The sequence below is a fragment of the Nostoc sp. genome, assembly GCF_036917315.1.
Classification (GTDB): Bacteria; Cyanobacteriota; Cyanobacteriia; order Cyanobacteriales; family Nostocaceae; genus Nostoc.
The window spans coordinates 136,492-149,152 of the sequence record NZ_JBALDR010000006.1 but is presented as its reverse complement, the minus strand read 5'-3'; the positions used below and the strand labels follow the sequence as shown (position 1 = coordinate 149,152).

The 12,661-nt window shown below is 43.3% G+C and carries 11 protein-coding genes; 7 read left to right on the top strand and 4 right to left on the bottom strand.

Annotation, left to right across the window (positions count from 1 at the left end; genetic code table 11):
- Positions 1 to 120: 120 nt before the first annotated feature.
- Entirely contained in the window at positions 121 to 1,809 is a 1,689-nt protein-coding gene (cimA, locus tag V7K84_RS03145; RefSeq protein ID WP_334836305.1) for a citramalate synthase, read from the bottom strand.
- Positions 1,810 to 1,884: 75 nt separating this feature from the next.
- Between cimA and V7K84_RS03140 the strand changes: the two genes are divergently transcribed.
- From V7K84_RS03140 to V7K84_RS03115, 6 genes are all read left to right on the top strand, one after another.
- On the top strand, positions 1,885 to 2,223 hold the full coding sequence (locus V7K84_RS03140) for a 2Fe-2S iron-sulfur cluster-binding protein (RefSeq protein WP_099099102.1): 339 nt from the start codon (positions 1,885 to 1,887) through the stop codon (positions 2,221 to 2,223).
- Between the two features lie 17 nt (positions 2,224 to 2,240).
- Positions 2,241 to 2,630 carry a hypothetical protein gene (locus V7K84_RS03135; protein WP_334836303.1) on the top strand — a complete coding sequence of 130 codons (390 nt, stop codon included), beginning with the start codon at positions 2,241 to 2,243 and terminating at the stop codon, positions 2,628 to 2,630.
- Between the two features lie 132 nt (positions 2,631 to 2,762).
- Positions 2,763 to 4,784 (top strand): glycine oxidase ThiO, encoded by a 2,022-nt coding sequence (gene thiO, locus V7K84_RS03130; protein ID WP_334836301.1) that lies wholly within the window; start codon positions 2,763 to 2,765, stop codon positions 4,782 to 4,784.
- A 256-nt stretch (positions 4,785 to 5,040) separates the two neighbouring features.
- Positions 5,041 to 5,220, top strand: coding sequence for a photosystem II assembly protein Psb34 (gene psb34, locus V7K84_RS03125; RefSeq protein WP_334836299.1), 180 nt, complete (start codon positions 5,041 to 5,043; stop codon positions 5,218 to 5,220).
- A 266-nt stretch (positions 5,221 to 5,486) separates the two neighbouring features.
- Positions 5,487 to 7,700, top strand: a complete 2,214-nt coding sequence (locus V7K84_RS03120) for a tetratricopeptide repeat protein (protein WP_334836297.1) — start codon at positions 5,487 to 5,489, stop codon at positions 7,698 to 7,700.
- Positions 7,701 to 8,148: 448 nt separating this feature from the next.
- Positions 8,149 to 8,868: a choice-of-anchor K domain-containing protein gene (locus tag V7K84_RS03115; protein ID WP_334836294.1), complete on the top strand. Its 720-nt coding sequence runs from the start codon at positions 8,149 to 8,151 to the stop codon at positions 8,866 to 8,868.
- Positions 8,869 to 9,107: 239 nt separating this feature from the next.
- Here V7K84_RS03115 and V7K84_RS03110 read toward each other — a convergent pair whose 3' ends face one another.
- The 3 genes from V7K84_RS03110 to V7K84_RS03100 all read right to left on the bottom strand — a co-directional run bounded on the left by V7K84_RS03110 (position 9,108) and on the right by V7K84_RS03100 (position 11,799).
- On the bottom strand, positions 9,108 to 10,232 hold the full coding sequence (locus tag V7K84_RS03110; RefSeq protein ID WP_334836292.1) for a site-2 protease family protein: 1,125 nt from the start codon (positions 10,230 to 10,232) through the stop codon (positions 9,108 to 9,110).
- 251 nt (positions 10,233 to 10,483) lie between these two features.
- Positions 10,484 to 11,323: a sulfurtransferase gene (locus V7K84_RS03105; protein ID WP_334836290.1), complete on the bottom strand. Its 840-nt coding sequence runs from the start codon at positions 11,321 to 11,323 to the stop codon at positions 10,484 to 10,486.
- 56 nt (positions 11,324 to 11,379) lie between these two features.
- Entirely contained in the window at positions 11,380 to 11,799 is a 420-nt protein-coding gene (locus V7K84_RS03100) for a DUF6220 domain-containing protein (protein ID WP_334836287.1), read from the bottom strand.
- Between the two features lie 111 nt (positions 11,800 to 11,910).
- Between V7K84_RS03100 and V7K84_RS03095 the strand changes: the two genes are divergently transcribed.
- Positions 11,911 to 12,573 (top strand): LuxR C-terminal-related transcriptional regulator, encoded by a 663-nt coding sequence (locus tag V7K84_RS03095; RefSeq protein WP_334836285.1) that lies wholly within the window; start codon positions 11,911 to 11,913, stop codon positions 12,571 to 12,573.
- Positions 12,574 to 12,661 lie beyond the last annotated feature (88 nt).

The following is a 12,661-nucleotide window of genomic DNA, read 5'->3' as shown; positions in this document are numbered from 1 at the left end:
CTTTTTTCGCTATATAAGCGCAAAATTTTTAATAGATCGTGAGAAGCGATCGCACCTTGGCGATCGCTTCCCCTTTTCATCCAAAAACGCAAACTTTTCCTACACTACATATCCCTTTTGTCAACTAGAAGCTTTCACCGCTGCTTCTGCTTGGGAATGTAATAACAAACCGTATTCCAAGCCCTCTACCACCGCTTGATAGGAAGCCGCCAAAATATTGGTGGAAACCCCTACCGTTGTCCAGCGCTGACGACCATTGCCTGATTCTACCAACACACGAGTTTTTGCCGCAGTGCCCGTATGTCCGTTGAGAATTCGCACTTTGTAATCTGTCAAATCAAAGGTTGCAATTTGGGGATAAAAGTTCACCAAAGCCTTGCGTAAAGCTGCATCCAAAGCTGCAACGGGCCCGTTACCTTCCGCCGCCTCCAAAATATTTTTCCCGTCAACAGCGACTTTGACTGTAGCTAGGGCATTGCTAGTTTCTTTTCCCTCAATCAAGTCACAGTGGACTTGAAAACCTTTGACTTCAAAAAACTTTTGGCGCCCTCCCAAAGCTTCGTGCATCAACAGCACAAAACTGGCCTCTGCGGCTTCAAATTGAAATCCTTCACTTTCCAAATCTTTGAGGCGCTGGAGAATTTCCCTAGCCTCTGCTTTTTGTTGATCCAATTCAATCCCAAAACTGCGGGCTTTGGCTAAAACATTGCTCAGTCCAGACTGTTCCGAAATCACAATGCGCCGACGATTCCCGACTTGTTCCGGCTGAATATGTTCGTAAGTCAGGGGATTACGTTCCACTGCTGATACATGAATACCGCCCTTATGGGCAAAAGCCGAACGTCCCACAAAGGGAGCGTGTTCATCTGGCGCAAGGTTAACGACCTCACTCACAAAACGACTAGCTTCTGTAAGTTGTGTGAGCTGGTCTTCTGTGATACAACTGTAACCCGCCTTCAGTTGTAAATTAGGAATTAACGAACAAAGGTTAGCATTACCGCAACGTTCACCATAACCATTAATTGTGCCCTGTACCATCTTTGCCCCGGCCATAACGGCGGCTATTGCGTTAGCAACCGCCATTTCCGAATCGTTATGAGTATGAATTCCAATTTGCGGGATTGTCCTTTGTCCTACCCTGCGGGAAGCCGCTGGCGCGTCTATGTCCTTGGTCATTGGTTCTTGACAAATGACTAATGACAAATGACTAATGACATCTTGAACAATTTGGCTAATTTCGTGGGGTAAAGTTCCACCATTGGTATCACAGAGGACTAGCCATTCCGCACCAGATGCGATCGCAGCCTCTAATGTCTGTAAAGCATAATCTCGATTGTGCTTATAGCCATCAAACCAATGTTCGGCATCGTAGATAATGCGGCGCCCTTGAGAACGAAGGTACTCAATTGTGTCGCGAATCATCGCCAAATTTTCTTCTAATGTCGTCTTGAGTCCTGTTGTCACGTGTAAATCCCAAGACTTGCCAAAAATCGTTACCCAGCGAGTTCCCGCAGCCAAAATATCCTGTAGCATCGGTTCGGTGGCGGCAGTGGAATTAGGGCGTCGAGTCGAGCAAAAAGCAACAATTTCAGCCTGTTTGAGCGGATCTTCTTGGAGTTGCCAGAAAAATTGTACATCCTTGGGATTGGCACCAGGCCAACCGCCTTCAATAAAGGGAATTCCCAGTTGATCGAGTCTACGGGCAATGCGTAACTTATCTTCTATCGATACAGATAGCCCCTCGCGCTGAGTGCCATCCCGTAATGTAGTGTCATAGAGCCAAAGTTGAGGTGAAGAATTTGTGGTCATAAAACTGGGACCGACGAGACAACTTTCGAGGCAATGTGTCAATATACAACAAAAAGCCAGTTTGGCAATTTAAAAATGCCTAAAGTAATAGCTGAAGGTAAAACAATTGATTGCGAACATGGAAGCAATCTCCGCAAGATTTTGCTGCAAAATGGTATTAACCTCTACAATGACGGTGCTAAGGTAATAAACTGTCGGGGCATTGGCAGTTGTGGTACCTGCGCGGTTAAGGTAGAGGGCAAAGTATCAGCAGCGAACTGGCGCGATCGAGCGCGGCGTTCGCTTCCTCCCCATTCTCCTACAACAGACTTACGTTTAGCCTGTCAAACTCAGGTTTTAGGCGATGTGAAAGTGACAAAGTTTGATGGATTTTGGGGACAAGGTTCTCGAATAGTGTGGACACCAAAAGGTTAAAAAGGAGTTAAGACAAGATGGGTAGATGGACACCCTTAATTTTAATGGCTGGCGGTTTAGCCATTCTGCTTGGTACATTACTGGGCATCAACTTTCCGATGGGCGTACAAACTGCTAACGCTCCTAGTGACAAGAAATCAGAAGTCCTGCCAGCTAATATCAATGTTAATGGCAGTGGTGGCAGCAATAATGAAGAAACTGCAACAGAAGGAAATCAAACAACTCAAACAAACGAAAACAGGCGTGGTATTGTAGCCCCAAGACCTGACAACAGGAGTAACGTTGCCCAGAATTCTGGCGATGACTCAACTGACAGTACAACAGACAACAATACAGATTCTTCAGAAACAAGCACACCATCTAGCGATACAAATCAAAGCAACGAACCAATTCGCGCCTTGTGGTAACGATCAGATCCGTCTTCAGACCCGTCTTTAGTTACAAGTTATAAGTTATAAGTTATGAGTTATGAGTTATGAGTTATTAGTTATGTACTAATGATAAATGGCTAATGACAGATGACTAATGACTAATGACTAATGATTAGTGAGACTGTGATTATTGGTGGCGGCGTTATTGGTTTAGCGATCGCCATTGAACTAAAATTGCGCGGGACAAACGTCACCGTGCTTTGTCGTGACTTTCAGGCTGCCGCTACCCACGCCGCCGCCGGGATGTTGGCACCAGATGCGGAAAACATCCCTAATGGGGCAATGCGTTCCTTGTGTTGGCGATCGCGTGCCTTATATCCCGATTGGACGCGCAAATTAGAAGAACTGACCGGCTTAAATACTGGCTACCGTGCCTGTGGTATCCTTGCACCCGTGTTTGAAAAAAGCAGGGGAGCAGGGGAGCAGGGGAGCAGGGGAGCAGGGGAGCAGGGAAAACTTCTCTCCTCTGCCCCTCTGCCCCTCCGCCCCTCTGCTAGCGAAGAGTCCCCGGCTTACTGGTTAAACAAAGAGGCAATTCATCAATATCAGCCAGGATTGGGAGCCGAGGTAGTTGGCGGCTGGTGGTATCCTGAAGATGCACAAGTTGATAATAAAGCTCTAGCTCAGGTATTGCGGACGGCGGCTGAGTCTGTTGGTGTTGAACTCAGAGACGGCATTACAGTAGAAGGATTTTTACAGCAACAGGGACAAGTGGTTGGCGTCCAAACCAATGCTGGAATAATTCGCGCCGCGCACTATGTTTTAGCTTCAGGTGCTTGGTCAAATGAATTGTTACCGCTACCTGTGCTACCCAGAAAAGGACAAATGCTGAGTGTGCGGATACCAGAAGTTTCGCCGGAATTGTCTTTGAAGCGGGTTTTGTTCGGGCAGAATATTTACATCGTACCAAGACGCGATCGCCTGGTTATTGGTGCAACCAGTGAAGACGTTGGCTTTATGCCCAACAACACCCCAGAAGGTATTCAAAAATTACTTCAAGCTGCCATTCGCCTGTATCCCCAATTAAAGCATTATCCCATCCAGGAATTTTGGTGGGGATTTCGCCCAGCTACCCCTGATGAATTGCCCATCCTGGGAACTAGTCACTGTCAAAATTTAACCTTTGCTACGGGTCATTACCGCAACGGAATTCTACTTGCGCCCGTAACAGCCACTTTGATTGCCGATTTAATCTTAGAACAAAAGTCTGACCCCCTACTTGCTGATTTTCACTATTCGCGCTTCCAGTCCCAGCCATCTACCTCCACCCCAATGCTGACTCACTCTGCCAATTTCTCTAACGGACATCACTCTGCTATATCTCCACTTCCCACTCAAGACTCCCCACTGATTATCGCTGGCAAAACCTTCCAATCCCGTTTGATGACGGGAACTGGTAAGTATCGCAGCATTGAAGAAATGCAGCAAAGTGTCGCCGCCAGCGATTGCCAGATTGTCACCGTAGCAGTACGACGGGTACAAACCAAGGCTCCTGGACATGAAGGTTTAGCGGAAGCCTTAGATTGGACGAAAATCTGGATGTTACCCAATACCGCAGGTTGTCAAACTGCCGAAGAGGCGATTCGGGTGGCGCGTTTAGGGCGAGAAATGGCGAAATTGTTGGGGCAAGAAGATAATAACTTTATAAAGTTAGAAGTAATACCCGACCTTAAGTATTTGCTCCCAGACCCAATTGGGACATTGCAAGCAGCAGAACAACTAGTTAAAGAAGGCTTTGCAGTATTGCCCTATATCAATGCTGACCCGATGTTAGCCAAGCGCTTAGAAGAGGTAGGCTGTGCTACAGTCATGCCTTTAGCATCACCAATTGGTTCTGGACAAGGATTGAAAACAACTGCCAATATCCAAATTATTATCGAAAATGCAGGTGTGCCAGTGGTGGTAGATGCTGGTATTGGTTCACCCTCAGAAGCCGCCCAGGCAATGGAATTGGGAGCAGATGCTTTGTTGATTAATAGTGCGATCGCTCTTTCTCCAAAACCAGCAGCAATGGCTCGTGCCATGAATTTGGCAGCAGTCGCCGGTCGTCTAGCATACCTTGCTGGCAGAATGCCTATTAAAGATTACGCCAGTCCTAGTTCACCTCTAACTGGGACGATTACTAGTTAGAGAATGGGGACAAGAGGCAGGGGAGCAGGGGAGCAGGGGAGCAGGGGAGCAGAGGAGTAGCACTTCTCCATAAGAGGCTGCGCCAACAGCTACGTTATGTTACCGAGGAGATGTTGCAGTAAGTTTTTCCCCTCTGCCCCTCTGCCCCTCTGCCTCTTGTCCCCAATCCAAAATGTAACGATTTATCTAGCAGTTTAAGACCAGATTTAGCATTTATGTAACATTAAATTAACGATAAAGATAAAGGAATTCATTCATGCCCTATACCAATGAAGAAGGCGGTCTTCTAAATAATTTTGCCCGGGAACCAAAGATTTATCAAGCAGAACCTCCCACAGAAGGGCAAAAGCGAACTTATCTCCTACTAGGAATTGCCGCTACAGCTTTGGTTGTCGGCTTGATTATAGTCGCCTTCTTTGTTTCTAAGAGCAGTTGATCGTAAAACATTTTAAGAAAACTTCATCTTCTTTATAGTTTTTCAGGTTCCGATTTTAAGAGGGGCCTGCTTTTTTATTTTTTGTTAAAATTGAACTAGGAATCAAAGTATATAATTATACTTTATTATTCCTAATATAATTGAATGCTGAATATATCCCGAGCAGCACAACATCTACTTATTAAAAATCATTTTTATTATGACTTTAGTCCCACTGGATGCACCCAGAAAGGTGATATGTACTATGTTTTGGCTTTTTAGCCGCTATGAGCGTGAATGATACTGCACCCAACAATAATTCTACTTGGAATCGGCAAGTATACCACCGCCTGAAACTTGCCTTAAGTCTTGGCTTACGACGACAAATCCTTTTGGCAGTTTGTGATGATTTATACTTAAGAAATCAGGTAGCAGCCCGTTTGCATTCTACATTGGCTTATCCTGTTGGACAGGTGCTATATCAATCATCAAATGCTCAGGAAAATAGCACTCCAGCTTATCCGCGATTAGTCACATTGCGTTTGAATTTAAACGATCCCAATCCCATAATCCAGATTAATCAATGGTTGACTAATTACCCACCGCCAATTGTTGGGGCATCAAAAGATACTCCTGGAAGACCTTTTCCAGTACCAGCATTTCAGATTGTCGGCGTGGAGCATCTCACTAAGCAACCAGTTGCAACACAGCGTTTATTTTTGCACTATCTCCGTTTAAGCGAACAATATTTCTCTACACAAGAATCCAGCCGATTTCTAGAATCTAATTTGCTTTTGTGGATACCACGTCCTTGGTTATCGGCTATCAAGCAATCAGCACCACAATTTTGGCGTTGTCGTACTGGCGTATTTGTGTTTGCTGGAGAACCCACACCAGCAACTCAGAATTTGGCCTATCCAGAACGTTTTTCACGTTCTGGAAGCTTGGATTTAGGGAATATTGAGCAGTCGATTCTAGATGAATCAGCTAACCAAGCAGAACTCAGAACCGCAGCCACTGAGTTCAAATTTGAGAATAATTCTGATTTCCCAGTAGAGATACAAGGGAATCGCGTACACAAAACTGAGGAAGTTTCACCATCAACAGCGGATTTATTGAAGGCTACGCCACAACAACAGGAATCTACAAATCGGTCTGGTAGTGGGAGTACTAATCAATCGCTGTCATCTTTATCTTATATTAACAGTGAGTTAACGGAGCTAGTCATAGCAACAATTGATACAAATAATACTCAAAAGACAGAGGATTCCTTACAACCACAGCAGATTTTATTAGAGATTGAAGAATTACACGAAAAGCAAGTTTCAGAGGAGATACTGGCAGAGGCTTATCATCGCTTGGGTACTTTATACCGTCTTCGCATTGAGCAAGGACAGGCAACTCTAGAAAACCTGATGGTGGCAATTATTGCCTATCAGGAGGCAATTAGCTATGACGAAAGCTCACCGCAACTCCCAGATATCTTGAATGATTTGGGTACACTCTACTGGATGCTATACCGCACGCCACCTAATTCTGAAGAGGGACAAACTTATATAGAGCAGGCAATAGAATTTTATCAGTTGGCGTTAAAGATAATTTCGCCCCAAACACATTCGGAAACTTACGCTCGCGTACAAAATAATTTGGGAACAGCCTATGGTGATTTAGCTCGTTTCTCTCACCCATCGGAAAATTGGCAGCAAGCAATTTTCGCTTACAGTGAAGCACTCAGCTACCGTACAGCTGAAATGGATTCATTAAAGTATGCGGCTTGCCAAAATAACTTGGGTACTGCTTACTGGCATTTAGGGCAATACAACCAACCGATTGTGCATTTAAAGAAAGCGATCGCAGCTTACAATGAAGCACTTGCACACTACAACCCTGAAGAGGAACCGCTCAAGTATGGGATGATTCAAAACAATATCGGTACTGCGTGTTGGAATCTGGCACAATACGAACAACCTGCCTCAAATCTCCAGTTAGCCATAGATGTTTATAGCGAAGCTCTCAAGTATCGCACTCCAGCTAATGTTCCTAGTGCCTGCGCCGCTACACAAAATAATCTGGGTACTGCCTACTGGCATCTAGCAAACCTATCTGAAACTACTCAAGAGGCACGGCAAAAATATCTACAACTATGTATCAGCGCTTACGAAGAAGCTATAGCTTTGGCTCACTCACTTAGCGGTACTTCTTTAAGTTTTGATTTGCTTGCCTCTCACAATAACCTGGGATTAGCACATTATCAGCTAGTAATAGACAAGTCTTTTAATGGTGACAAAGCGACATGCTCTCAACACTTAGAAGTAGCATTAGATAACCATTTGCAAGCCTTAAACGGATTAGGTAAACAAGCAGAGGCTTATCAAACAACCTTCGCTTATGTGGTGAAAACTATTCGTGCTTTTCATAATGAGTTAGGGATACAGGGACAAAATCTGGCTTTATCTAAAGTTCCTAGCCAGTTATTACCAGAGATTTTGTCAAAATTGTGAATCCCATTCCTCCCCATAGTGCGGAGAATGTCAAAAAACTGTAACTTCATATCAGCTTGACAATTTATTGGTAAGTCAAGTAAGGTAGCAATGTTTACGACGGGCTACACCTACGTAATTAATAGACTTATTGCATAAATCAAAAAACAACCCTACTCCGCCTTTGACTTACGTCAAAGTCTCCACTCTTGCTGAGAGGTAGCGTGTTAGGGAAATTTTGCAAGAGGTTTACTGTTTTACTAATTACATTACAAAGTAGTGAAATATATTTTAACAGTTCATAATTTTCACTTAATAAATATAAATTATTCATTAAATTATTTTGAAATAAAGATAAAGATTTTACAAAAAATACAAGAAGACATTGGCGTATTTTCCGTAAATTTACTAAGGTAGACTGAATACCTACTTGAAATAAGCTCCAGAATGAACGTTAAAACCTAGAATTATGAAAGTAAGTTTTGTTTTCGCTACTGCTATATCTAGTTTTTTTGTGAGTTTGACCACAGGATTTAGTTTCTCTGGTCAAGCACAAGCTCTAACTTTTTCTGGCATCTCTAGTGCGACTTGGGGAAATCCTATTCCAGGAATCAGCGATACTAATCCCATATATACAGGTGTGGGAAGTAACACATTTACTTGGGGTAAAGCTAATTTGCCGCCAGGACTTCCAAATAAACTAACCTCTAATGGAACTTCATTTTCTGCGGACATTAACTCTGTATTCAAAATAGCTGATTTAACTTACTTTAATGGAAAGGTACGCACTGATTCAAGCGTTGAATTTGTACCTTTAAATCTCAATGTATCTTTCAGCCCACCTGTGGGAACCAGCCAAGTTTTTGACTTCAACTTGCGTTTAGTAAATACACTTAACGACCCAAAAGATCCTGAAAAGAGTGCAGACTTAGTATTTTTAGACACAAATTTGAGTAATCGCAGTTTCATCTTTGGAAGTAATAAATATATCCTTGAGTTAATCGGTTTTAATCTAGACGGTCGCCAGATAAGTATTAAGGCTCTTGAAGAAGCTACAACTACAACAGCTATTTATGCCAAAATCAAAACTATACCCGAACCTGCAACAGTGCTGGGTATATCTTTGCTAGGGATATACCTGATATCTCGTAAAAATTCTTGGAAAAGAAATACAGGGAATAGGAAATAGAGAATAAATATATACTGAGTTTTGTTCAAAAATTAAATAGGAGTGCTACATAACAATCCGATTTGATTTTTGAACTTATTTACAGGGATAGATAAGAGGCAACGGTCAAGAAGGCTCTTTCAATTGTACGGAGTTTTTTCATGCAATCAAAAATTTGGGTGATAAAAATGTAGAGACACGATTTGTCGCGTCTCTACAAGGGTTTACCGTATTTTTGATAGACGCGATGAATTGCGTCTTTATGCAGGGTTAGGTTGGGTTCGGTTTTGAAGTAGCTGAATAATTGCAGCTTTTTCTAAGATTCCAACTAGGACGCCATTCTCACGAATCACGGGAAGCACAGATAGCTTTTGTTGTTCGAGTAACTGCATGACTTCCAGCAGAGGTTGATCTGATTGGACTGTGGTAGATTCAGTAATTGGTCGCATGACTTCTTTAACTTGAGTTTCTGACCACAGTGCTGTAGAGATGGTTCTTAAATTATCAACTGCGATCGCACCTACTAATTGTCCATCATCATCAGTCACTAAGAACCGATGCCAGTTTTGCCCACTTATGACTCGCTCATCGGCAAACTCTCTCAGAGTAAGATTAGCAGATACAATCGGGCTGTCATGAGTTACAGCATCCTCGGCTGTCAAACCTGTAAGTTTTTCTTGGACTCTGGCAAATTGAGCCGAATTACCAGCATTTTGCAATAAGAAGAAGCCAACTAACAAATTCCAGAAGTTACCGGCGTTGCCAAATAATAGTAAGGGAACTACACCAGAAAGAATTGCTACCCAACCAAAGATTTGTCCAACTCGACTAGCAAAGGTTACACCTTTATAAGGATTACCTGTAATCTTCCAAACAATGGCTTTCAGTATATTCCCGCCATCTAAGGGCAAGCCAGGAATCAGGTTAAACAGGGCTAATGCCAAGTTAACAGAAGCTAGAACACCAAGAATCGCAGCTAACGGCCCTGATGCAGCAGTCGTAACACCAATCGCTGTAACGATACCGCATAGTAGTAAGCTTACCATTGGCCCGGCGATCGCTACCCAGAAAGCTTCACCTGGGGTTTTCGACTCTTTTTCTAAACTCGCCAAACCGCCAAATATAAACAGCGTGATGGATTTGACATCAATTCCCTGACCAATCGCAACAAAACTGTGGCCTAATTCATGGGCGACGACAGAGGCAAATAACATCAGCGCTGTCATCAATCCTAGTAGCAAAGCTAATCCCGCAGACAATTGGGGAAATTGCGCCGCCAGTCCACTGCTATAGCTCCAAGTTACTAAACCTAGAACTAAAAACCATGACGGATGGATATAGAAGGGAATTCCGAAGAGATTACCAACGCGAATTGTGCCATTCATGTCGTTCACCTTTGATTTCAGCTTAGAGAGGTTTGCTTTTTTCCCTCTCGATGTCTCTAGTGTAACGAAAGGTTAAGAGATTTTAATCTTGATAGCGGTAGTGGTGTCCGTCTGTAAAGGTGCGGTTATTGGGAATATTGGAAACATCTCAATTCAGGAGGCAGGAGAAACCCACGCTTACAGCTATTTTCAGGTAAATAGACCACGCGGTAGGGGCGTAAGGCCTTGTGCTCATATACTCCTGCCTTTCTTTACCTCTCGAGCGCTATCGCTACATCAGGCAAGCGACTCCACTCATTCCAAGAGCCATCATAATTCCGAACATTTGGATAGCCCAATAAATACTTCAAGATAAACCAGGTATATCCAGAACGCCCACCGATGGCACAGTAGGGAAACACTTCCTTATCAGTCGTAATGCCTTTACTCTCATAAAGATTTTTCAATTCGTTGAATGATTTAAAAGTTCCATCCTCATTGAAAGTTAAAATATGCTCAAGATGCACTGCACCGGGAATATGTCCAGTCCGTTGGTCTGCTTTTGGTGGCTGATCGAAAAACCATTCACCGCAGTATTCTTGCAGTGTTCGGACATCCAACAACACCGTATCGCTTTTACCTATCGATGCCTGAACTTCATTTTGTAATACTCGCAGATGAGCATCAATACCTCTGGCATGGTAATCAGTAGAAGCAAATGTAGATAATTCAGTTGCTAGTGGACGACCTTCTGATTTCCATTTTTGATAGCCGCCATTGAGAACTCGTGCATTCTCATGTCCAAAGACTTTCAACAACCAGAAAATCCAGGCTCCTGTTCCCGGATAATTGCCATAAGCAATCACTGTGGTGTCATTGGTGATGCCTGAACGTGCCATCAGCTTTTCAAAAGCGATCGCATCCAAATTCATCTTCAAATCGGGCAAGAGTAAGTCTGTAAAGATGTTCCAGAAGACAGCACCAGGTATGTGAGCATTTTTGTACGGCTCTGGACTCACATCCACTTCAATAATGCGGATGTTTGGATCGTTAAGATGATTTGCAAGCCATTGGGTATCAACGAGAACAGATGGATCGGCGTATTGAGACACTTGTATTTCTCCTGTAATAGCGCGAAAAGAATTGAAAGTTGTGTTTCCTCAACGATTTAGTCTTGGTTGTAGTTGGGAAATACGATGCGCGATGTCCGATGCACTAGGGTTGTGGAAATAGAGAATAAGCAAAAGCCGATGAGTGGGTGGAATACTGCTAGAGGAAAAGAAGTGTGTAAATGAATTGTGAGAAATTGCAGTCCTAGCAGCACTGGCATAGTTGCCGTAAGGTTTCGGATTCTGCGAGGAAATGGAATTAAAAACACCCATATCAACAAAATTAGTGAAAGTCCGCCATATCCTCGCACGAGCCAAATATGTAGCTTCCACCAATCAGAGTTGTAAAAGTAAGCCAATCCAACACTGAATATTTGGATTATTAAACAGAGATTGAAAAGCACTGCTGCGATCGAGAAACTGATTTGAATCCAGCGCCCGGATATCTGTGTGTCATCAATGCCAGAATTTACAGTCATGTAAAGTAATCCCAAAAACCAAACAAAGGATTTGACTTGGTGTGACTAAAGCTAAGATAGGTCTGGTTGCGATACTGCGCCTAGACCTCGAACGAGTACACTTTGCAAATCATGGTTGCCTTACAAGCTCTATTTCATGGAATTGCTCAAGCTCAAGATGAACAGACTTTGCGATCGCATATATCCGCAGAAATGAGTGAGTATTTTTCAGCTACACGATGTGGGCTGTTTTTCTTTGCCCAAATTTCTTTAGTTGACAGCAAGATTCAAAAAGCACTGCAAATTGCATTATCACCTCAACATAATCCAGTCGCACGCTACTTGCTAGAACGCCATGCCCCTGTTCATGAAGCTTTGGTAGTAGAACCTAAAACATGGAAATTGATTTGCCCTCGTGCCGATCACTGGCACGTGATGGCAGGGCCAATTGTCAGCAATGGTGAGTTAGTAGGTGTGGTAGGTTTGACGCGTCAGCAAGGAATGCCTGCATTTGATTCACAAAATCTTACAGATTTGAGTGCGCTTTGTCTGCATATTTCTACTTGGGTGGCAATGGCGCAATTGCAACAACCACTATTACAGACAAAGCGTTTAACGCCTCGTGAAATGCAAATTGCTTCCTTGGTGGCTCAAGGACAAACCAATGCAGAAATTAGTGCTGAACTTTGGATTACTGAAAACTCTGTCAAGCAAGCCTTAAAAAGGATGTTTCGCAAACTTGAGGTTTCATCTCGCGCTCACATGGTTGCAAAGCTTTCCACAGTTTCAAAATAAATGACCTTTTATTGCCTGATTAATCCTGGATTTCTCTGCTCATGTCACCGGAGAAAGGCAGGAGGCAGGGGGCAGGAGGCAGGGGGCA